This window comes from Cohnella terricola (assembly GCF_007786475.1).
GTDB lineage: Bacteria > Bacillota > Bacilli > Paenibacillales > Paenibacillaceae > Cohnella > Cohnella terricola.
Genome location: NZ_VNJJ01000005.1, coordinates 399,947 through 422,133, shown reverse-complemented (window position 1 = coordinate 422,133; position 22,187 = coordinate 399,947). Strand labels below are relative to the sequence as shown.

Here is a 22,187-nt window from a genome sequence, read left to right as displayed (position 1 = left end):
AAGAAAAACGATTTATTGACATGCGGACATACCTAGTATGGAAAAAAGAAAAAGGTAGCCGTGTTTAACTGCATCCGGCTAACCTCATCTAAAGAGAATATACACATAAAAATGGACTTGACCAACAAAAGTGACACCACTGCGCAAATTCATCCTACTTGCTCCCTACACACGCCACACGAAACGGAAGTACGATGTTTTTCATCGTTAATCACCCCCGGGAACAAACAAAAGTGATACCACCGCGCAAATAACGATGTTATTCATCGTACTTGCTCCCTACACACGCCACACGAAACGGAAGTACGATGTTTTTCATCGTTAATCACCCCCGGGAACAAACAAAAGTGACACCACCGCGCAAATAACGATGTATTTCATCGTACTTGCCCCCGACACACGCCACACGAGACGGAAGTACGATGTTTTTCATCGTTAATCACCCAGGGATCGAGAAAAACCCGCAGCCAACCAAGTGGCTTGCGGGTTTCCCATCAAATCTTACCTCATCCCATACGCCTCACATACGCGTGCGCTCGGCCTTCCCAGCTTCGAGCAGATCCAGAATTTCTTGCTTCATCTCCACAAAAGCCGGATCGGTCCACACGTTTGACCGACGCGGCCGTTCGAACGGAACGACAAGCTCGCGCAGCACCGTTGCCGGAGCGGAAGAGAGCACGTAGATTCGGTCCGACAATACGAGCGCTTCTTCAATGCTGTGCGTCACGAACAGCACCGACCGCATGTCCGCCTCCCATAATTCAAGAAGCCAACGCTGCATATCGGACCTCGTCAAGGCGTCAAGCGCCGCGAAAGGTTCGTCCAGGCACATGACGTTCCGCTTCATGAGCAGCGCCCGGAGGAAGCTTACCCGCTGCTGCATTCCCCCGGAAAGAACATGGGGATATTCCTTCGATACGCTCTTCATCCCGATGCGTTCCAGCCATTGAACCGCCTGTTCCTTTGCGGCTTTCTTCTCGGTCCCCGCGGCAATAAGAGCGAAAGATATATTGTCCGCCACGGTCAGCCACGGAAACAAAGCCGCTTGCTGCGGCATATAGCTGATCAACCCGCTCTGTCCCGTTACTTCGCTTCCGTCGATTCTGATTTTACCTTGATCCGGCAGTTCCACGCCGCCGATCAGTCGGAACAAAGTCGATTTTCCGCTACCCGAAGGTCCGATCAAAGATACGAATTCCCCCGCCTGCACTTTCAAAGAGACGTCGTTCAGTACCGGAAATCGTTCTTTTCCCCGCCGATAGGCTTTGAATATTCCGGTCAATTCCAACGTGCTCCCTTTTCCGTTCGGCGCGCTCATGCGGAAGCCCCCTTCCAATCGTCGCGCGGCTTCGGCTTCCACCGGATGATCAGCCGCTCAGCAACGACTACCGAATAATAGAACAGGAAGCTTAATCCGACGATGCACACGACCGAACCGAAGACGGCCGACTGATCGAATCCGTTAAATTTCAACTTCAGATAGAAACCGATGCCTTTGCTCGCCCCTAACCACTCCGCCACTATCGCGGAAGACACGACATACGTGGCCGCGATGCGAAGTCCCGAGAACAGATAGGATAGCGATGCCGGGAACTCCAGCCGTTTCAATTTTTCCCAACGGGAAGCCCCGATCATCCCCAAATACTCCCGCAGATGCGGTTCGGCTTGTCCAAGCCCGACGAGAACGGATAATGCAACGGGAAAAAAACAAACGAGTACGAGCAAGATCAACTTCGGCGTCAATCCAAAACCGAACCAGATCATAAGTAATGGACCGAGAGCGATCAACGGAATGTTCTGGGACAGAACAAGCAACGGCGCGAACGCTTCCCGCAGGAATGGCACGATATGCAAAACTACGGCGACGACGATTCCGAAAACCAGTCCCAAGCCGAGTCCCTCCAGCGCCAAGCCGAACGTCGCTCTCGCATGGTCCAATAGGATGGCCGAATCGCGGTACATCGTGACGGCGATGTCCCATGGAGAAGGCAGCGTATACGTCTGAATGCCGAACAAGTCGCAGACCGCTTGCCATACCCCTATCAATACGAGCATCGTGATAACGGGCAGTACGACTTTCTTCATTCGTTATTGCCCCTCGGGATATTTTTGCAGCAGTCTGGCCATCGACGCATTCCGCTCTCCGTCGACGACCAGTTTGATTTGCGAAATGACGGAGGGGCTGCCCTTCTCGAACATGGCGGCGTTCATTCGCTTGACGATATCCAGAAGCTCGTCGAGCTCTCCTTCCATCGTGGTTTCCAGCGGCCCGACACGGTATGGAACGCCGGAAGCTTTAATAATCTCAATCGCCCGGTCCACGTACGGAATCGACTCTTCGCCCGGTTTGACCTTCGGTAAAATTTGAATGCTGAGCAATGCTTGAGCCATCTTAAACTCCCCTTATTGATTATTAAGATTGAGGCAGGAATTCCGTCGTGAACATGTCGTCATAATTCAGATCTTTTTCCATCAAGCCGTTTTCTTTTAACCAATCGCCGTAACCCGACCATACTTCCCGCTTCTGTTCTCCCCAGCGCGGAGCATCGTCCTTGTATTTCGGGCTTAGCCATTTCTGACTGGCCTTTACGAGGTCCGCGTTAATTTCCGGCACAGCTTTGATCAGAACGTCCGCGGCGGCATCCGGATTATCGATGGCATATTGATAGCCTTCCGCTGCTCCGGCCAGGAACGCGCGAACGAGATCGGGCTTCTCTTTGATGATTTTCTCATTCGTCAAAAGAAGCGGCGTATAGTAATCCAACTGCTTGCTGTAATCGGTCAGATAAACCATGTTTACCGGCTCATTGCGTAACTCGGCCTCGATTCCGGTCCACCCGTAGAAAATCCATTCGAAGTCGATTCCCTTCTTCATCGCCGTGAAGAAGTCCGCCGAACCCGCATCCACGAAGTTGACCTTGCCGACATCCGCTTTCTGCACGTTCATGATCGATGTGATGACCGCTTTCTCGGCAGGCGAGTTCCATCCCCCGTACGATTTGCCCTCGAAATCTTTGGGCTCCTTAATGTTTTTGTCAATGATAGATGCAAAGCCGGACGTATTGTGCTGAATGATTGGCGCGATCGAGACGAGCGGCAGCCCCTGCTCCCTTGCCAGTATCATGCCCTCTTGCGCTCCGACGCCGAATTCGGCTTTTCCGCCTGCCACGAGCGCGCTTGCTCCTGCTTCGGGCGGCAAAATGATGTTCACCTTCAACCCGTGTTTTTCCCACAGCCCCATGTCCCTGGCGACGTACAAACCGGTATGGTTAGTGTTGGGCGTCCATTCGAGCACCAGAGTAACTTCTTGCAGCTCTTTGGAAGCTGCCTCCTTCTTTTCTCCGCATCCCGCAATCAGCAGCACGCTTGCCAGCGCCAACAAACCTAATCCTTTCCACACCTTGCTCTTTGCTTTCATGTTTCTCTTCTCCTCGCTTTTTTTCGCTTGTCGAAGGACCTTCATAGACATCAAAAAACACCCCCCGATTCCGGAGGGTGTCCGTCAATAGATATGGACAATTGACACGACGAATATCGTCGTGTTCCCACCTTCCTACGCTGGTACTAACCAGATCAGGTTATAAGGGTCTGCATCTTCGATGGGATGCACTCTCAGCCGGCCTTCGTCCAGCTCCCCCGGGGCTTATTCGATTCTTGAAACCCGCAACGCTCCTACCTATTATAGCAGAAGACGGCGGTTTGTCTATCCTATTACTTCGCAAACGAGTTCAATCTCTCTATATCCGTCACCTAAACATCGTATACAGTTTGACCAAATGCAACATATTGTTGGGATCGATCTTCTGGTCGATGATGAAATTCACCAATTGGTTTTCGAGCAAATCGGTTAACGGCTCGTTCAAGATCATAGCGAACGTTCTCACCCATTTGCGTACTTTAGCGCGATCTTGCAGATCGTATTTCGTAACGCCCTCCAAGTGGCCTTTAATCCGCTCTTTCACGACGGGATCTTTCATTTTCAGCTTAACTCGATTCACGAACTCCGGTTTAATACCGTACTTTTGCCAACTCGGGCCCAAAAGGGTCACGCTCCTTCCAGCAATTGATACGGTACATCATATGCACCGGATGACGCGAAATGACAACGTCAATCCAGCGGCTCGTCCCTGAGTTTCGCCTCGCGTGCCAGAAAATCCCTTAACGGTTCATAAGCTTGAGAGGACCAGAACGATTCAGTCGACGTCAACTCGGCCGCATCGTCCCTTGCTTGTTCGAGCACCTCGAAGTCGTTCAGCAGATTCGCGAGCCGGAATTCCGGCATACCGCTCTGCTTTGTTCCGAAAAATTCTCCCGGTCCTCTGATCTCGAGATCTCTTCGGGAAATTTCGAAGCCGTCGTCGGTATCGGTCATTGCCCTCATTCTTTCTTGCCCGTTCTCCGATTTCGGATCCGCGATCAGAATGCAGTACGATTGATGCTCCCCCCTGCCGACCCGGCCTCGAAGCTGGTGCAGTTGGGATAATCCGAAACGATCGGCATCCATCACGATCATGAGCGTCGCGTTCGGAACGTCCACGCCCACTTCGATGACCGTCGTGGACACGAGGACATTCGTTTTCCCTTCCGCGAACACCCCCATCGTCTCTTCCTTCTCCGCTGCGTTCATTCGGCCGTGCAGCAGACCGATGTTCAGTTCAGGCAATGCCTGCGTCAGCTGCATATGGAGGTCGATCGTGTTCTGAACGTCCAGCTTCTCGGATTCCTCGATCAGCGGACAAATAAAGAATGTCTGACGTCCTTGCTGGGCTTCCTTGCGAATAAATCCGAGCACCCGATCCATAAGCTCGTGCTTGACCGTATACGTTTTGATTGGTTTGCGGCCTTTCGGCCGTTCCCGAAGCGTCGACACGTCCATATCACCGAACACCGTAATCGCCAGCGTCCGGGGAATCGGCGTCGCCGTCATCGTGAGCACGTCGGGATTCATCCCTTTGCGCCGCAAAATGCTTCTCTGCTGCACGCCGAACCTGTGCTGCTCGTCCGTAACGACAAGTCCCAGGCTTCTAAAGAAGACGTCCTCCTGGATCAGCGCGTGCGTTCCGACTACGATATCGATCAGCCCCATCTGCAACGAAGCGATCAAATCCCGACGTTTACGGTCTGTAAGGCTGCCGGTCAGGAGTGCGACTTGGATTCCGTACGGCTCGAACATTTTTCCTAGCGAGCGAACATGCTGCTCCGCCAGTATTTCCGTCGGCACCATAAGCGCCCCTTGATGCCCCGCTCTGATCGTCGCGTATAACGCGACCGCTGCGACCACCGTCTTCCCTGCGCCGACGTCTCCTTGAAGCAATCGATTCATGGCATAAGGTTGCTTCATGTCATGAAGAATTTCATTGATGACCTGTTTCTGAGAGTCTGTCAAAGCGAACGGCAAATGGCCTACGAATCCGCGAATTTCGTCGTTATTCACGGGTTGGACCAGCCCGTCCGATTTCTTGAGATGAGTCGCCCGATAACCTTGAAGTTTCAGTTGGAACAAAAATAACTCCTCGTACACCATCCGCCGCCTAGCTTCTTGCCCGGATTTTGTATTCTCCGGACGATGGATCCGGGAGATGGCCTCTCTGCGAGGAATAAGCGAATGACGCGTGATCAATTGTTCGGGCAGAATCTCCGGAATATACGCTCCGAATTGATCCAACGCCTTGTCGATCAGCTTACGTATCGCAGCTTGCGTTATGCTGCCGCCTACGGAATATACCGGCTGAAGCGTTCCCGACTTTGCCGCGCCTCGATCGGGAAATTCCGAATCAGCTACCGTTAGATGCCTACGGCGCTGTTCCCACTTCCCCGTCAGCGTGATTTCCCGACCGATCGTTAATTGCTCCTTGAGGAATGCACGATTAAACCATACGGCGGTTACAAGCATTTGATCCACCGTCACCCGGCAGATCAACCGGGTTTTGCCGCCGTACCTTTGCATATAAGGCATCGAAGCGACCATCCCTTGTATGGTAATGCGTTCCCCATCCTTCACTTCGTGCATCTCGCGAATCCGATAATCCTCGTATCTGAACGGATAATATTCGATCAGGTCTCCGACCGATGAAATGCCCAAGGCGTGAAGCTCCTCCGCTTTCCGCGAGCCCACGCCTTGAAGTTTCGTCAGAGGAACCTGGAACAAATGATTAGACATAAGACCAACCTCTTCGTATGACGATAAATCCCTATTTACCCAAAGGGAAAATGAACAATCCGAGCGTTCCCTGTCCCACATGCGTACCGATGACCGGTCCGATCTCCGTTTCCTGATAATCCCGAACGTTTAATCGGCTCTTCAATAATTCGGCCATTTCAGCTGCCCCATCCGTGTACCCCGGCGTAACGCCGATCGTCAGGCTGACTGGTTCGTCCTTGACGTCGGCCTCGAGCACTTCGGCGATTCTCGCCATTGCCCGCTTCTGTCCGCGTACTTTATCGAAAGAGAAAACGAATCCTTCGTTATCGACAGACAAAATCGGCTTGATGTTCAGCAGGGAGCCCAAAACGGCGGATGCTTTGCCGATTCGGCCGCCTTTCTGCAAGTATTCAAGCGTATCCACGAGAAAATAGAGCCGTATCTCCGACCGCATTTTATGAACTTTGGCAATAATCTCGTCTTTGGATGCGCCCGCCTGCGCCATCATGGCTGCCTCGACGACGATCTTGCCGTACCCGTACGACGCCGACCGGGAATCGATGACCGTTACGTCCGCGCCTTCGTCCAGCATCGATTGGGCAATCGTAGCCGATTGGTAGGTTCCGCTAAGCGAACTCGATAACTGAACGGAAATCACGGAATGGCCCTCGTCCGTCAATTTCTTGAATACCTCGAAGAAATCCGCAGGGGACGGTTGCGATGTCGTCGCCGGCCTGCCGAACGAGACAAGCTTCTCGTAAAATTCCACCGGCTGCAGCTCGATGTTGTCCAAAAAGCTTTCTTCTCCGAAGTTGACTTTAAGTGGAACCATCGAAATGTTAAGCTGCTGCCTTATCTTAAGCGGGATGTCCGCCGTGCTGTCCGTGACAATTACTACAGAAGCCATAGCCTGTCCCTCCATCACCTATTTTGGTCACTACGGTTCAACGGCGAATAAGTACGGGTACAACGGTTGGCCGCCTTCATGCACTTCGACTTCCGCTTCCGGGAATTTCTCCGCGAGCCACCGTTCGATCTCTTCGGTTTGTTCCGGATCGGCGCCTTCGCCGGTTAACACCGTTACGATCTCGTTGCCATTCTCGAGCAGGCCCACGAGAAGAGATTTGCAGGTTTCCGCGGCATCCGGCGCCGAGACGACGATCGTCTTGTCCTTAATACCGATATATTCGCCTTGCTTGATCTGTATACCGTCCATCTCGGTATCTCTGACCGCCACGGTAACGGACCCGGTCACGACTCTTTCGTAGGATTTCGTCATCCGTTCGATATTCGCGTTCACTTCGTCGTTCTCTTGGAAAGCCAGCATAGCTGCCATTCCTTGAGGAAGCGTGCGGGTCGAAAGCACCGTCACCGGACGCTCCGAGAGCTCGGCGGCTTGTTTGGCCGCCATGACGATGTTCGGATTGTTCGGAAGCACAATAATATGATGAGCGGATAAAGATTTAATGGCGACAAGCAAATCTTCCGTACTCGGGTTCATGCTTTGCCCACCGGACAGCACGATATCCACGCCGAGACTTCTGAACAACTCCGCATTGCCCTCGCCGACGCTGACTGTAACGACTCCGTAGGCGGCCATCTCGTACACGTCCGGATTCGGTTCGCTTTCCGGAGAAGCCGTCACCGCCGGAAGATCGACGACACCTGGCAACGCATAATCTACGAGTCCGCGTTCAACCGGCACATTCGTCTGCGATTCCGAGCGATTGCCGGCTGAAGAATCCGACTTCTGGGCCAGCAGCTCGCGATGTTGTTCTTGCATGTTCAAAATATGAATTTGCGTAATTTCTCCGTAAGTCAGTGCCAGGTTCAGGACATCGCCAGGATGGCGGGAATGCACGTGAACCTTCACGATCCCATCGTCCTCGATAATAATGATCGAATCCCCGTCTCGTTCGAGCGATTGCCGGAAAGTCTTCTCGGGGAACGGCGCTGCCGATGATACGCGATGAATGAAAAATTCCATATCGTACGGAAAAGCGATGCTTTCCGTCGTGATTTTCGCTTGTGCGAAAGAGCTGTTTGCCGCCGGAGCGCGTACTGCGGATGGAGCCGCAGCCGGAACGACGGTCGCCGTTCTAGGTTCGGGCCGGCGATCGGAGGAATCCGCGACGCTTCCGTCGCTTAAGTAATCGACGAATCCTTCATAAATATATACAAGCCCTTGCCCGCCAGAATCGACGACGCCGACCTGTTTCAACACAGGAAGCATCTCTTGCGTGCGCGCAAGCGTTTCGAGCGCCTTGTCATGCACTTCGCGCATCAGTTCCGTCAGATCGGACGTGCGCCGCGCCACGGTGAGCCCATGGCGGGCCGCTTCCCGAGCGACGGTAAGTATCGTGCCTTCGACGGGTTTAACCACCGCTTTGTAAGCGGTATCAACTCCCTGTTGGAGAGCGTTCGCGAACAGAGTCGCCGTAAGCTCACGTTGCCCGGAAATCGCGCGCGCGAAACCGCGGAACAACTGGGAGAGAATAACCCCGGAGTTCCCTCTGGCGCCCATCAGAAGACCTTTGGAGAGCACTTCCGCCGCTCTGCCGGCGTCTTCCGACGGCTTATTCTTTAATTCGGCCACCCCGGCCGACATTGTTAAGTTCATGTTCGTCCCCGTATCGCCGTCCGGCACGGGAAACACGTTCAAGGCGTTGACTCGTTCCTCGTTGCGGGACAATCGCTCCGCTCCGAGCAATATCATGGACGCCCATTCACTTCCGTTCAAGAAGCGCTTGCTCAATGAAGAAATCCCCTTCCTTATAAGCTACTTCAACACCCGAACTCCCTGAACGTTCACGTTCACTTGGTCAACCTCTAATCCAACGACTTCTTCCAGTACGTATTTGACCTTCGATTGGATATTATGGGCTACCTCGGAAATTTTGGTTCCGTAGCTTACGATGACGTAAAGATCGAGATGGACCAGTTCTCCCTCATGGCGAACTTCCACTCCCCTGGACAAGTTTTCGCGTCCGAGCAGTTCGGCGATCCCATCCTTCAAACCTTTACGAGATGCCATGCCGACCAGTCCATAACAGTCCAATGCCGCCGAACCGGCAATCACAGCGATGACTTGATCCGCGACATCAATCTTTCCGTTCTCCGAGACGAGCTGCAGAGGCATGGAAATTCACTCCTTTATGCCTTTATTATGGACCATACTTCATTGTACTATAAAAAAACGGGAGAATGAAGCCGTTATCCGGACAAATCTCGCGATTAATCCGCAAAAGCCGCGTATATGCGCTTTTCCCGTTGCATCCGGGCATGCCGGTGTGATAATATAGTGAAGTATTTGTATGGACGTGGCAGGGAGGTGTATTTTTAATGGCTCGTAAATGTTATATCACAGGGAAGACGCCGGGAACCGGCAATCACAAATCTCACGCGAACAACACATCCCGCCGTACTTGGGGGGTTAACGTGCAAAAAGTGCGCATCCTGGTGAACGGCAAACCGAAACGCGTTTATGTCAGCACCAAAGCTCTGAAATCCGGAGCAGTAACGCGCGTGTAAGACTTTTCATGAAGAAAAACCGTCAGGCGATCCTGACGGTCTTTTTTTGTTTGTTGTTGCCTACAAGGCGTCAAATCAATTTTTTTGAAAAGTGTTGAGAATCGCTTTGACGAAGCCGCCCAGAAATTTCGGCAGCTTGATGGTGTAAAATTTCATCGTCCCATCCCTCCTCCGCAGGCTGAAACCTTGCCGGCTTCCTCTACCGAAACCCGCTACTGATTCAATGTATGCGAAGGCTGTTTTGTCCTATACCAGGCAAACGCCCAAGGACAATTAACTAATGCAATTACTTTTATCGCAAAGACGCTATCGCCGCAGCGCGGTCCTCGCTTCCGAAAATATAAGTGCCCGCCACCAGAGAGTTCGCGCCCGCTTCCTTGACGAGACCGGCAGTCGTGGCGTTGATCCCGCCGTCCACTTGCACGAATATATCTTCCCTTCCGTGTCGCTTCAGCATGTCGCGCAAATCGCGAAGCTTCGGCAACATGGCCGGCAAGAAGCTCTGGCCGCCGAATCCCGGATTGATCGTCATAATGAGAATGAGGTCGATTTCATCCAACATGTATTCAAGCACGGATAACGGCGTATGCGGATTTAAGGCTACTCCAGCTTTCATGCCTAGCTCGCGAGCTTCCGTCAGCGTCCGGTGCAGATGGACGCAAGCTTCGGGATGGACCGTCACCCGGTCAGCGCCTGCCGCGGCCAAAGCCGGAAACAAAGATTGCGGATTCTCGACCATTAGATGAACGTCGAACAACATTTTCGTCACCGGACGGATCATGTCTACGATCGGAGGACCGAACGTCAGGTTCGGGACGAAGTGACCATCCATAATATCGATATGAACCCAATCCGCTCCTGCGGCTTCTATGCTGCGAATTTCGTCCCCCAGCACAGAAAAGTCAGAAGCCAGAATCGAGGGCGCAATAATTGTCATGTTAGTACCTCCGCTTTATCTCTTTCCATTCTGCCATAAAACCAACGTAGTTGTCGTAACGGCTTTGGGCGATTAACCCTTGTTCCTTCGCCTTTAACACCGCGCACTGCGGCTCGTGGGTATGCGTACACCCGCGGAACTTGCACGATGATGACCATTCCGCGAATTCGCGAAAGCACGACCCGATCTCGTCGATTCCGAGCTCCGCGAAGTCCAATTGGCTGAACCCCGGCGTATCGGCCATGTATCCTCCGCCCGGAACCGAGACAAGCTCCACATGCCGGGTCGTATGCTTGCCTCGGCCTAGCTTTGTGCTGATCTCGTTCGTCTCGAGCTTAAGGCCGGGCACGAGTGCGTTCACCAAGGAAGACTTGCCGACGCCAGATTGCCCCGCGAGCACGTTGATATGGCCTGCCAGGGACGCCCTGAGCTCCTCCAGGCCTTCGCCTTTATGAGCGCTCGTTAGAAGCACCCGGTAACCGATAGAGGAATAGAGCTCGTTAGCTTCCTTCACGGCGCTGCGGATGCCCTCTCCTTCTTCCCCTTCCGGAATGCGGTCCAGTTTCGTAAGGACGATTATGACATCCAAGCCGGCATGCTCGATATGGACAAGAAACTTGTCCAACAATGCGATATTAAGCTCCGGACGCACGACGGAAAAGACGAGTACCGCCAAACCGGCGTTCGCGATCGGAGGGCGGATCAATTCGGAAGATCGCGGCAGAATTTCTTCTACCGCGCCTTCCCCGTTCTCCGTGCAGCTGTACACGACGCGATCGCCGACGAGCGGCGATTCGCCCCGCTTCTTGAAGATGCCTCGGCCCCGGCATTGAACCGGAGCTCCGCCATCGAAATCCTGGACGTAGTAATAACCGCTTAATGCTTTAACGATGATGCCCTCGGGCACTCAGAAACATCTCCTTTTCCTATCCCGAATCGGCTTTGCGATCATGGCTTTAAGCTTTATTGCGGATCGGGGCTCCCTTCGCCTGACGAATCCGTAAGTCCTTGATCTACGGGGATTTCGTTGGTAGCGGGAGGTGTCTCGTTATCCGTATTGACGTTCGGCGTCGCCGACGCCGGATGATAGAAATACGGGATCGTCTCGGACTTCAGGAATTGGCCGTCGCGAATGATGGTAATTACGCCGTCTTTGTCCGGCGATAGAATAAGCGTTACCGGAATGGACGTCGTTCTGCTGATTTTGATCGGATCCAGTTGAATGTTGTCTCCGGTCGCATCGGAATACGTAATCTGGATTTTGCTTACTTGCCCGTCGACCGCCGGAGACACCGTAACGGTCAGCGGCTGCTTCTTGGCATCGTCCGGATAACCGCTGCTGACCCAGATCTTCACTCCCGTTTGCGGCGCGACCAGCTCGTTCTCATCCAACGGAAACTGCCTGAACACCTTGCCCTTAGGCATCGTATAGCTAGGTTCGCGAATGATCTCTTCCAGCTTCAGATTGCTTTTTTCGATCAACAGCCTGGCGTCGTCCTCCATCCTGTCGATCAGCTTCGGCATCGCGTGCTTCTCCTCGCCTTGGCTGATCGTCAGATTGACGACAGATTCGGTGGGATCGAACGGATCTACAGGGTTTGGCGTCTGCTTGATAACAGTCCCCGGTTCGCTTGCATCATAGACTTCCTTCGTGCGTATATTGCCTTCTTTGACGCCTAGCGCGCTCAGTGCTTCCTTCGCCTCATCAAGCTTCATGCCGGTCAGATCGGGCATCTCAGGCAGATCCTTCTTCTTGCCTACGGTCAATTGGATCGGCGAACCTTCTTTGGCCTCCATGTCCTTCTTCGACTGGTCGATGACTAAGCCGACGTCTTTAGAATCTTCCGGCACTACATATAGGATCGGGTCCATAATCGTGAATCCGGCTTCAATCAATTTATCTTTCGCTTGTTGCTCTTGTTCGCCGATCACGTTCGGCACCATAATATCCTTGGTTCCCGTCTCGTGCTTCAGCATCGACACCGCCCAGATGAGCACGCCGATCAGGACGATAGCCATCGTTCCAAGAACCGTCGGCAGCACCCATTTGCGCTTGCGCCCTTCGGATTCTTCGCCGTTCCAGCGTTCTTCTGAGGTCGACACTTTCACAGCCGGCGCTTCGATCGTGTTGCGCATATCCGGCCGGAGAGCCGGTACGACCTTCGTCTTGTCCGCCTCGTCTTCCTCGTCGCTGAGATAGGACAATGCGGGCTCGTTCAAACGCTGCGGCTGCAAGCAAGTTTCCAGATCCCGCATCATTTCCCTTGCGGATTGGTAACGCTCGTGCGGATTTTTGCGCATCGCCCGCAGAATGACGTTCTCCACGCTTTGCGGAATGTGAGGGTTCACCTTGCGCGGCTGTTCGAACGGCTCCTGCAGATGCTTTAGCGCCACGCTGATCGGACTCTCGCCGAGGAACGGCAATCTTCCGGTCAGCATCTGATAGAGCACGATGCCGAGCGAGTACAGATCGGACTTCTCTCCCGTAGCCACTCCTTTGGCGTGTTCGGGGGAGAAATAATGAACGGAGCCGATCACCGAACCCGTCTGAGTAATCGTGGACGAAGTGACGGCGCGGGCGATGCCGAAGTCCGTCACTTTCACCCTTCCGTTGTTGCCGATCAATATATTATGAGGCTTAATGTCGCGATGAATAATTTGGTTCTGGTGGGCATGTTCCAACGCGTCGCAGATTTGCGCGGTGATCTTGACCGCTTCGTCCGCTTGAAATGGAGCCCGTTCGCGAATGATTTCGTTAAGATTGGCGCCGTCGATATATTCCATGACGATGTAATGGGTATCGTCGACTTGTCCGACGTCGTAGATGCTGACGATGTTCGGATGCGATAGTGACGCGGCCGCTTGCGCTTCCCGGCGGAATCGCTTGACGAACTCTTCGTCGTGAGTAAATTGCTGGCGTAATACCTTTACGGCTACGTAACGATTAAGCAATAGATCGCGAGCTTTATAGACGAGAGCCATGCCTCCGCCACCGACCCGGGCCAGCAATTCGTAACGTCCGCTTAGCGTATGTCCGATCATGCCGATTCCCCTCCCGCGGCGTAAGATCTGCTATCGTCCGCGACCAGAACGACGGTAATGTTGTCGTCTCCGCCCGCTGTAAGCGCCAGATCGATAAGCCTTTGCGCCTGCTGCTCGAGAACAAAACCGGAAGCTTCGAGCGTAGCCTGTACATCGGCGGGCTCGACCAATCCGCTAAGCCCGTCACTGCATAGTAGAAGAACGTCTCCGTCGCGCCATTCGATCAGTTGAATGTCGGCTTCGACTTCCCGATCCGTTCCCAGCGCTCTCGTCAGAACGTTCCTTCGCGGATGAACTGCAGCTTCCTCGGGGCTAATCTGTCCCGACTTGGTTAGCTCGTTGACAAGCGTATGATCCTCAGTCAATTGCTCCAGCCGGCCTTCGCGCAGTCGGTAAGCCCTGCTGTCGCCGATATGGCCGACCAATCCGGCGTTCCCGTCCATCAGAACGATGACGACGGTTGTCCCCATATTATGGTACTGCTCGTTAAGGGAAGCCGTCTCGAAGACGACTTTATTGGCTTTGCGAATCATTTCCTTCAGCGCCGGCGCGCCTTCCTTAACGGAAGCCGCGTCGCCCCACGATTGCAACGATTGCACCAGACTGTCTACGGCCAAGGAGCTTGCCACGTCTCCGGCGCGATGACCTCCCATACCGTCGGCGACGATCGCCGCCGTCAATCCTCCGGCCAACCTGCCGCTCCAAGCCTGATCTTCATTAACTTGCCTGACTTTGCCGACATGACTTTGCAATACCGTTCTCAACACATATCACCCCGTCGTCGTCTCCATATGCTTCGCCCGCAATTGCCCGCAAGCAGCCGCAATATCGTGGCCTTGCTCCCGGCGAATCGTTACGTTCACGTTCTTCTTCTGAAGCACCCGCTGGAATTCGAAAATATCGTCCCTTGGCGTTCTCACGTAATTGCGCTCGGGCACATAGTTCACGGGAATCAGATTGACGTGGCACAACATGTCCTTCAGCACTTCTCCAAGCTCTTCCGCATGCTCCGGACGATCGTTGACGCCGCCGATCAGCGCGTATTCGAACGTAATGCGCCGGCCCGTTTTCTCGATGTAGTATTTGCACGCGTTGATGACGTCCACGAAAGGAAACCGTCTGTTTACCGGCATCAACTTCGAGCGCAGCGTATCGTTCGGCGCGTGGATCGAAATCGCAAGATTGATCTGCGTGTTCTCGTCCGCGAACTTGATCATGCTCGGAACAATGCCGCTCGTCGATACTGTGATATGTCTAGCGCCGATGTTCAGCCCTTTCGGATGGATCATCGTACGAAGGAAGCCCATCGTCGCATCGTAGTTCTCGAAAGGTTCTCCCGATCCCATGATCACGATGCTGGATACGCGCTCGTTCTCGGGATCGAGTATTTTCTGCGCTTGCACAACCTGCGCCACGATCTCCCCCGGAGTCAGATTCCGTTTCAGCCCGCCTAGGGTCGAAGCGCAAAACGTGCATCCGATCCGGCAGCCGACCTGCGTCGTTACGCAGACGCTGTTTCCGTAGTTGTGCCTCATGATAACCGTCTCGATCGCATGGTTGTCATGCAAACCGAACAGGAACTTCACCGTGCCGTCCTTCGATTCGAACTTGGCAATCTCCGTCAACGTGACGAAGCGGAAGCCATCGTTCAATTTCTCGCGCACGGATTTAGGCAAGTTGGTCATCTCTTCGAAGGAGCTTACTCTTTTTACGTACAGCCAATCGAAGATTTGACCGGCCCGGAAAGCCGCCTCGCCTTGCTCTTTGATCCAATCCTGGATTTGTTCCAGGGATAAGTCGTAAATAAAAGGTTTTATCGTTTCGTTCTCCAACATTGTCACCACCATTCGTTCATTTTACCATAAATTTATGTTGATTGCTTCCGCATCCGGGCAATGAAGAATCCGTCGCTGCCGAACATGTTCGGCAGTAGCTGGATCATACCTGTGAAGGGCTCTTGTATGATTCCCGCACCTCGCAGCGGCGATAGCACATCTTCCGGCCAGTCCGTATCGAGCACGAAATCGGGACGATCCGCCAGAAACGCTCGGACTGTATTCTCGTTCTCTTCCGGTGCGATCGTGCACGTGCTATACACGAGTATGCCCCCGTGCTTGACGAGGGATGCCGCTTGCTCAAGCAGCCTTCCCTGCAGCTTGGATAAACTCCGAATGTCGTCCGCCGTTTTATTCCACTTGATCTCCGGCTTACGGCGAATGACGCCTAGCCCCGAGCAGGGCGCGTCGAGCAGAACGACATCGCATGATAACGGCTCGATGGTTTCAGACAGATTCATTGCGTCCCCGGTTTTCGTCCGCACGTTCTTTAATCCCAAACGTTCCGCTTGCTGCTTGATTAGCGCCTCTTTATGCGGATGGACGTCATTGGCAATAACCTCGCCTTCTCCCCGCATCCTCTCAGCCATATGTGTCGTTTTGCCCCCAGGCGCCGCGCAGCAGTCCAGCACGCGCATGCCCGGCCGGGGATCGGCGACAGCCGCGACGAGCATCGAACTTTCGTCCTGGATCGTCATCTCGCCGGCTTCATACCAAACGGAGTGGCCGAGATTCCCAGCTTTAACGGCGATCACGCCCTCGCGCGCAAGCGGTGAAGAAGCGGCTTCGATGCCCGCATCCTTCATCCTGGAGAGCAACTCTTCCCGCGTTCCCTTCATCTCGTTTACCCTTGCGGAAGCATGCGGCGGTTCGTTGTTGGCCGCGCAAATCTCCTCAGCCTTCGACTCGCCAAATTCGGCAACCCAACGTTCGACCAACCATTCCGGATGACTGTGAAGCAAAGAAATTCGTTCGATCGCAGGCAGATTCGCCGGCAGCTCGGTGTCCAATCCGTCGCGCAGCAAGCCGCGCAGAACGCCGTTGACCAACCCGCCGATGCCCGCATGGCCTCTCTTCTTGGCGATCCGCACCGCCTCATCCACAGCGGCGTGCGCGGGGATGCGTTCAAGCCAGCGAAGCTGATAGTAACTTAGCCTTAGCAAGCTGCGTACCCAAGCATCGATCTTGTTCGGCCAACCCTTCACCCGTTTCCCCAGCGAGAAATCGATCGTATTGAGCCGTTGAATCGTCCCGTATACCAATTCGGTCGCCAGCGCCGCGTCCGGCCGGGACAGTTCTGCCGCCTGCAGCGCCTGGTTCAGTTCCAGCCCGCTGTAGGCTCCACGCGTCTCGACATTGTGCAGCACGCTCATCGCGACTTCGCGCGGGCCCTGCGGCTTGCCGCCGGGCAATCGGTTCGTTTTGTTCATCATTCGCATCCTTATCCATTAATTTCTCCCAGACACGCAAAAGTGCCCGGGTTCACCCGAGCACCTTACCTGCAACGAGCCTTGCGCCCTTGGCGAACTCCGTCGCTTGAAGCGCCTTTTTGCCGGCCGGCTGCACTTCCGTCAACACGATACTGCCGTCGCCCGTTCGGACGCGGATGCCGAAGTTGCCCGCCTCCAGAACGGAGCCTGGAACAAGCGGTGTCCACTCCGGATGAAGAACCGCGTCCGAGCTTTGCGGTATCCGGCAACCCCACACTTTGAACACTTCTCCGTCCAGGTAAGTAAAACCGCCGGCCATTGGATTCAAACCCCTCACGCGATTGAAGATCTCACGCGATTCCCGGCTCCAATCGAGTTTCTCGTCCTCACGCGTCAAATTCGGCGCGTAAGACGCCTCTTCCTCCGATTGAGGAGTGCGTCCCGCGGAACCTTCGATAAGCCGGGGCAGCCACTCGATCAGCAAATCCGCTCCCGCGAGACTTAATTTATCGAACATGGTGCCCGCTGTGTCCTCGTCCGTAATCGGCAAGGCCACTTTGGAGATCATGTCCCCGGTGTCTAGGCCCTCGGCCATATACATCAACGTAACGCCTGTTTCTTTCTCGCCGTTGATGATCGATCTCTGGATCGGCGCTCCGCCGCGATAGCGGGGCAACAGCGATCCGTGTACATTGATACACCCCAGACGCGGCAGCTCCAATACCGATTTCGGCAGGATTTGCCCATAGGCGGCTGTTACGATCAAGTCCGGCGCGATCTCCGTCACTGCGGCGACGCCTTCAGGCGAACGCAGCTTTTCTGGCTGCAATACTTGCAATCCCCGCTCAAGAGCGAACGCTTTGACGGGGGATGGCGTGAGTTCCCTTTTTCGGCCTTTGGGCCGATCCGGCTGCGTTACGACCGCCGCGACCTCGTACCCCCGCTCCAACAAGGCGGCGAGGGAAGGCACGGCGAATTGCGGCGTTCCCATAAACAATAATTTCATGCTAATCTCCATCCTGCTCCAGTTCCTCTGGTTTGCGAGCTTCGTATACGGATTCCGCCGAATCGATGAACAGTACGCCGTTCAAATGATCGACCTCGTGCTGGAACGCTCTGGACAGGAACTCCGTGCTCTCATATTGAATCGGCTTGCCGTTGCGGTCCTGTCCCCGGATCAAGATTCGGTTCGCCCTGCGAACGTCTCCCTGAAGTCCCGGAATGCTGAGGCAGCCTTCGGGTCCGAGCTGCTCGCCTTCCGAGACAACGATCTCGGGATTCACCATCTCGATGAGCTCGTGTTCATCCCCCACGTCGACGACAATGACGCGCTTCAATACGCCGACCTGAGGCGCAGCCAAGCCGACTCCGTCGGCGTCGTACATCGTATCCGCCATGTCGTCCAGCAATTTGTGCAGGTTGGCATTGAACTTCGTCACTTCCTGCGCTCTTTCGCGGAGCACGGGATCCGGGTGTTTCACGATTAATCGAATGGTCATAACGGCATCCTTCCTTTTCGTTACAAAGGTTTAAAGCATCATTTGCGGATCCACGTCGACGCTGACCTGCACGCCGCTGCGCTTGACCGCTTCTCCCATATCCGCGAGCGTTTCCGCTACGAGCGCGCTCGCATCCATGTCTCCCCGATATTTTACCATACATTGAAACCGGTAGCGATCTTTCAATCGGGCGATCGGGGAAGATACCGGTCCGAGCACCTCCATCGCCGACGACCCGGCCGCGTCAAAGTCATGGCGTATTCCAAGAGAAGCGGCCCTTCCTTTTAAGCCGGAAGCGAATTGCGCCCCGACCGACAGCAGCATCGGCACCGATTCGTGCGAGAACGTCACGCAGATGAGTCGGCCGTAAGGCGGATAACCGAGCTGCTTACGCAAGACGAGCGCCCGCTCCGCGAAACCGATGTAATCGTGGCCTTGCACTGAGGTAATCGACTCGTGCTCGGGGTCGTAAGTCTGGATCACGACTTCGCCCGGGAGCTCGTGACGCCCGGCCCGGCCCGCCACCTGCGTCAACAGCTGGAATGTGCGCTCCGAAGCCCGAAAATCCGGCAATCTAAGCGCCGCATCCGCCGCCAGCACGCCGACTAGCGTGACGTACGGAAAGTCCAATCCTTTGGCGACCATCTGGGTGCCGAGCAGAACGTCGGCGCGGCGCTCGCGGAATTCCGTGAGCCACCGCTCGTGAGAGCCTTTCTCCGTCGTCGTGTCAACGTCCATCCGGATCACGCGGATGCCCGGGAACGTCGCGGCCAGCGCTTCTTCTACTTTCTGCGTCCCCGTTCCGAAGAAGCGGATATGCGGGCTTTCGCAGCTAGGGCACGTCTTAGGCTCTGCCTCCGAATACCCGCAATAATGGCAGCGCAGATTTTGCGAACCGCGATGATAGGTCAAAGAAATCTCGCAATGCGGACAAGCCGCCGTATGTCCGCATGACCGGCACATGACGAACGTTGCATAACCTCTTCGATTAAGCAGCAGCACCATTTGCTCGCGCTTGGCCAGCCGATCCCGAATCGCGTCCGCCAGCATCCGGCTGAACATGGCGCGATTGCCGAGCTTCAGCTCTTCGCGCATATCGACGATATGGACTCGCGGAAGCGGACGGTTCGCTACCCTGTCCGGCATTACGATATAAGTTGCCGCTTCCCCGCCCTGATCGCGCCCTCCGTATACGGCGGAATCGTACGTTTCCAGAGCCGGAGTCGCGGAGCCCAATACGACGACCGCCCCGTGAAGCCGAGCGCGCTCGACGGCAACGTCGCGCGCGTGGTATTTCGGGCTTTCCTCTTGCTTATATGATGTTTCGTGCTCTTCATCGATCACGATAAGTCCGATTTTCGTAAAAGGCGCAAAAATAGCCGAACGGGCGCCGACAGCCACCCGGGCGCGTCCTTCGCGAATTTTGCGCCACTCGTCGTAACGCTCCCCATGGGACAGCCGGCTGTGCAGCACCGCTACGCTAGCCCCGAATCGGCTTTTGAACCGTTCGACCATCTGCGGCGTAAGCGCGATCTCCGGCACGAGCACGATCGCCTCGCGCCCGGATTCTAAGCACCGTTGGATCGCCTGCAAATAAATTTCCGTTTTGCCGCTCCCCGTAACGCCATGAAGCAGGAATGTCCGGCTTTCCCCGTTCGCCATAGCCGATTGGATCGGCGTTAACGCCTCGGCTTGTCCCGGCGTCAGCTTCATCGGCGTCGTAGACGGAAAATCGCGATCCGCGTACGGATCGCGATCCTCCGTTACCGGGCGAATCTCGACCCACCCGCGCTCTTCGAGCGTCCGGATCGCGGTCGTAGTCGTCCCGACGGCTTCCGCCAGCTTCACTGCCGGGATCGCTTCGTTGTGCTCGGCCAAGTAACGAAGCGTTTCGCGCTGTTTACTCGCCCTGGCCGGCACCTTTTCGAGCGCTTGCAGCAATTCCCCCGTCGGCTGCGGGAATACCGTTAATACCGTTTTGACGGACACTTGGTTTTCTACCCGCTGCCGTTCTTCGAGCTTTCCTTCCCTCAGCCATCGCTTGATCGAAAGCCCTTGATTGGGATACTGCTTTAGCAGAGCGGCAAGCTTAAGCGGCTTACCCTTGCGAAGAGCGTCCAACAGACCGCCGCTTCGGACAATCTCTTCCTCCAGCCACTCGGCGCCAAACGCAGGGAACACGTATTTCTCGGAACGCCCCTTCAGCGCAGCGGGCAGCATCGCTTGAAGAGCGACCGTTAGCGGGCACAGCCATCTTCGGCTGATCCACTCCGCCAGTTCGACAAGCTCCGGCGATAACGGGGGAAGCGCGTCGAGCACGTCCTCCAGCGGTTTCAGCTTCGCGTATGCGACATCCGCGTCTTCCGCGATGCCGGTCACGATCCCCTGGAGCGTGCGGGGACCAAACGGGACAGCGACTCGGCTGCCGACCTCTACCCAGCCGGCCAGCCGATCAGGGATGAGATAGTCGAACGGCCGGTCGGTGTCCCGACTCGGTACGTCCACGATTACTCTAGCTACCGTCATCGCTTGACTGTTCCTTTCACGTCGGCCTGGACGATATCGAGCAATCGTTCGGCGACCGCTCTCTTCGTCATCTGAGGAACGTGCTCGACAAGTCCGCCCTGTCCATACACGCTGACGATGTTCGTCTCCGAGCCGAATCCCGCGCCTGCTTCCGCAACGTTGTTCGCGACGATTAGGTCGCATTTTTTACGGTTCAGCTTGTCCAGGGCATGCTTCTCCACGTCTGTTGTTTCCGCAGCGAAGCCGACGACGAACGGCTTGCCCCCGTTCGTCTCTTTCCATTCCCCGATCGCCTGTAAAATATCCGGATTCCGGACAAGCTCCAGCGATAACTGGTCCGTCGTCTTTTTCATTTTCTGGGTTGCCCGATGCAATGGCCGGTAATCGGCTACGGCGGCCGCCTTGAAGACGATATCCGTCGCAGCAAGCCGTTCCATAACGGCCTCGTGCATTTCCGCGGCGGATTCCGCCTTCACGACACGAATACCGTTAGGCGCAGTCGTCTCCGTCCTTCCGCAGACGAGCGTAACCTCTGCGCCGCGATCCCTGGCGGCTTCCGCAATCGCGAAGCCCATTTTTCCCGACGAATCGTTAGTGATATAACGGACGGGATCGATTCTCTCGACCGTCCCCCCCGCCGTCACGAGCACGCGTTGACCCGCTAGCGGTTTTGGCGCGGTAAGCATCGCCACGACGGCATCCACGATCTCGTCTGGCTCCGCCAGTCGACCTTTGCCGACATAACCGCATGCCAGTTGCCCCGTCCCCGGTTCCACGAACGTCGCGCCGCGCGATGCTAGCCTGTTCACGTTGTCGACGACCGCTGGATGCTCCCACATATGGACGTTCATGGCTGGAGCGATCAAGAGTGGAGCCGTCGTCGCAAGGAGTGTCGTGCTCAGCATATCGTCTGCTAAGCCGTTCGCAAGCTTTGCTATCATGTTCGCCGTTGCAGGAGCGACAACCGCCAGGTCGGCGGAATCGGCCCAGTCGATATGCTGGACGATCGATGCGTCGCGCTCGTCGAAGACGTCCGTCGCAACAGGATGTCGCGTAAGCGTCTGCAGCGTCAGAGGCGTAATGAACTTCGTCGCTCCTTCCGTCATCATGACTCTGACCGTCGCGCCGAGGCCGACCAGCCTGCTGCACAACGTCGCCGCTTTATAGGCCGCGATCCCCCCTGTCACTCCGAGCAGTATCGTTTTCCCCGTTAAAATCCCGCTCATGGCTTCCCCTCCCGAATGC

General features: G+C 55.2%; 21 protein-coding genes and 1 riboswitch. Of the genes, 1 reads left to right on the top strand and 20 read right to left on the bottom strand.

Going from position 1 to position 22,187, the window contains the following annotated elements; all coding sequences use genetic code 11:
- Positions 1–520 precede the first annotated feature (520 nt).
- From FPZ45_RS11955 to FPZ45_RS11915, 9 genes are all read right to left on the bottom strand, one after another.
- Positions 521–1,318: an ABC transporter ATP-binding protein gene (locus FPZ45_RS11955; RefSeq protein ID WP_144701551.1), complete on the bottom strand. Its 798-nt coding sequence runs from the start codon at positions 1,316–1,318 to the stop codon at positions 521–523.
- Positions 1,315–2,085, bottom strand: a complete 771-nt coding sequence (locus FPZ45_RS11950; protein ID WP_144701548.1) for an ABC transporter permease — start codon at positions 2,083–2,085, stop codon at positions 1,315–1,317. The genes FPZ45_RS11955 and FPZ45_RS11950 overlap by 4 nt, the downstream gene beginning before the upstream one ends.
- 3 nt (positions 2,086–2,088) lie before the next feature.
- Positions 2,089–2,391: a thiamine-binding protein gene (locus FPZ45_RS11945; RefSeq protein ID WP_144701545.1), complete on the bottom strand. Its 303-nt coding sequence runs from the start codon at positions 2,389–2,391 to the stop codon at positions 2,089–2,091.
- Positions 2,392–2,413: 22 nt separating this feature from the next.
- Complete coding sequence (locus FPZ45_RS11940; protein WP_144701542.1) at positions 2,414–3,418, bottom strand: ABC transporter substrate-binding protein; 1,005 nt, start codon at positions 3,416–3,418, stop codon at positions 2,414–2,416.
- A 115-nt stretch (positions 3,419–3,533) separates the two neighbouring features.
- A riboswitch (TPP riboswitch) is annotated at positions 3,534–3,648 on the bottom strand.
- Positions 3,649–3,746: 98 nt separating this feature from the next.
- Positions 3,747–4,040 carry a stage VI sporulation protein F gene (locus tag FPZ45_RS11935; protein WP_281284902.1) on the bottom strand — a complete coding sequence of 98 codons (294 nt, stop codon included), beginning with the start codon at positions 4,038–4,040 and terminating at the stop codon, positions 3,747–3,749.
- A 68-nt stretch (positions 4,041–4,108) separates the two neighbouring features.
- Complete coding sequence (recG, locus tag FPZ45_RS11930; RefSeq protein WP_144701540.1) at positions 4,109–6,160, bottom strand: ATP-dependent DNA helicase RecG; 2,052 nt, start codon at positions 6,158–6,160, stop codon at positions 4,109–4,111.
- 31 nt (positions 6,161–6,191) lie between these two features.
- A complete protein-coding gene (locus tag FPZ45_RS11925; protein WP_144701537.1) occupies positions 6,192–7,049 on the bottom strand; it encodes a DegV family protein in 858 nt (285 codons plus the stop codon).
- Between the two features lie 30 nt (positions 7,050–7,079).
- Positions 7,080–8,897, bottom strand: a complete 1,818-nt coding sequence (locus FPZ45_RS11920) for a DAK2 domain-containing protein (RefSeq protein ID WP_144701534.1) — start codon at positions 8,895–8,897, stop codon at positions 7,080–7,082.
- A gap of 24 nt (positions 8,898–8,921) precedes the next feature.
- Positions 8,922–9,281, bottom strand: coding sequence for an Asp23/Gls24 family envelope stress response protein (locus tag FPZ45_RS11915; protein ID WP_144701531.1), 360 nt, complete (start codon positions 9,279–9,281; stop codon positions 8,922–8,924).
- Between the two features lie 203 nt (positions 9,282–9,484).
- Here FPZ45_RS11915 and rpmB point away from each other — a divergent pair, with 203 nt between their 5' ends.
- Positions 9,485–9,673, top strand: a complete 189-nt coding sequence (gene rpmB, locus FPZ45_RS11910) for a 50S ribosomal protein L28 (protein ID WP_144701528.1) — start codon at positions 9,485–9,487, stop codon at positions 9,671–9,673.
- A gap of 75 nt (positions 9,674–9,748) precedes the next feature.
- Here rpmB and spoVM read toward each other — a convergent pair whose 3' ends face one another.
- The 11 genes from spoVM to coaBC form a co-directional block, all read right to left on the bottom strand.
- The gene (gene spoVM / locus FPZ45_RS11905; protein WP_010345573.1) at positions 9,749–9,829 is read right to left on the bottom strand and encodes a stage V sporulation protein SpoVM; all 81 of its coding nucleotides are present in this window, start codon (positions 9,827–9,829) and stop codon (positions 9,749–9,751) included.
- A gap of 136 nt (positions 9,830–9,965) precedes the next feature.
- Positions 9,966–10,610, bottom strand: a complete 645-nt coding sequence (gene rpe / locus FPZ45_RS11900; RefSeq protein WP_144701525.1) for a ribulose-phosphate 3-epimerase — start codon at positions 10,608–10,610, stop codon at positions 9,966–9,968.
- A 1-nt stretch (position 10,611) separates the two neighbouring features.
- Complete coding sequence (gene rsgA / locus FPZ45_RS11895) at positions 10,612–11,517, bottom strand: ribosome small subunit-dependent GTPase A (RefSeq protein ID WP_144701522.1); 906 nt, start codon at positions 11,515–11,517, stop codon at positions 10,612–10,614.
- 56 nt (positions 11,518–11,573) lie between these two features.
- Positions 11,574–13,652, bottom strand: a complete 2,079-nt coding sequence (pknB, locus tag FPZ45_RS11890; RefSeq protein ID WP_144701518.1) for a Stk1 family PASTA domain-containing Ser/Thr kinase — start codon at positions 13,650–13,652, stop codon at positions 11,574–11,576.
- Entirely contained in the window at positions 13,649–14,419 is a 771-nt protein-coding gene (locus FPZ45_RS11885; RefSeq protein ID WP_144701515.1) for a Stp1/IreP family PP2C-type Ser/Thr phosphatase, read from the bottom strand. Before FPZ45_RS11885 ends, pknB begins: the two co-directional genes overlap by 4 nt.
- Positions 14,420–14,422: 3 nt before the next feature.
- Positions 14,423–15,469 (bottom strand): dual-specificity RNA methyltransferase RlmN, encoded by a 1,047-nt coding sequence (rlmN, locus tag FPZ45_RS11880; RefSeq protein ID WP_144701658.1) that lies wholly within the window; start codon positions 15,467–15,469, stop codon positions 14,423–14,425.
- A 50-nt stretch (positions 15,470–15,519) separates the two neighbouring features.
- The gene (gene rsmB, locus FPZ45_RS11875; protein ID WP_144701512.1) at positions 15,520–16,920 is read right to left on the bottom strand and encodes a 16S rRNA (cytosine(967)-C(5))-methyltransferase RsmB; all 1,401 of its coding nucleotides are present in this window, start codon (positions 16,918–16,920) and stop codon (positions 15,520–15,522) included.
- 49 nt (positions 16,921–16,969) lie between these two features.
- Positions 16,970–17,923: a methionyl-tRNA formyltransferase gene (gene fmt / locus FPZ45_RS11870; RefSeq protein WP_144701509.1), complete on the bottom strand. Its 954-nt coding sequence runs from the start codon at positions 17,921–17,923 to the stop codon at positions 16,970–16,972.
- Between the two features lies 1 nt (position 17,924).
- The gene (gene def, locus FPZ45_RS11865) at positions 17,925–18,416 is read right to left on the bottom strand and encodes a peptide deformylase (RefSeq protein WP_144701506.1); all 492 of its coding nucleotides are present in this window, start codon (positions 18,414–18,416) and stop codon (positions 17,925–17,927) included.
- A gap of 30 nt (positions 18,417–18,446) precedes the next feature.
- Entirely contained in the window at positions 18,447–20,942 is a 2,496-nt protein-coding gene (gene priA, locus FPZ45_RS11860; RefSeq protein ID WP_144701504.1) for a primosomal protein N', read from the bottom strand.
- Positions 20,939–22,159 (bottom strand): bifunctional phosphopantothenoylcysteine decarboxylase/phosphopantothenate--cysteine ligase CoaBC, encoded by a 1,221-nt coding sequence (gene coaBC / locus FPZ45_RS11855; RefSeq protein WP_144701655.1) that lies wholly within the window; start codon positions 22,157–22,159, stop codon positions 20,939–20,941. The genes priA and coaBC overlap by 4 nt, the downstream gene beginning before the upstream one ends.
- Positions 22,160–22,187 lie beyond the last annotated feature (28 nt).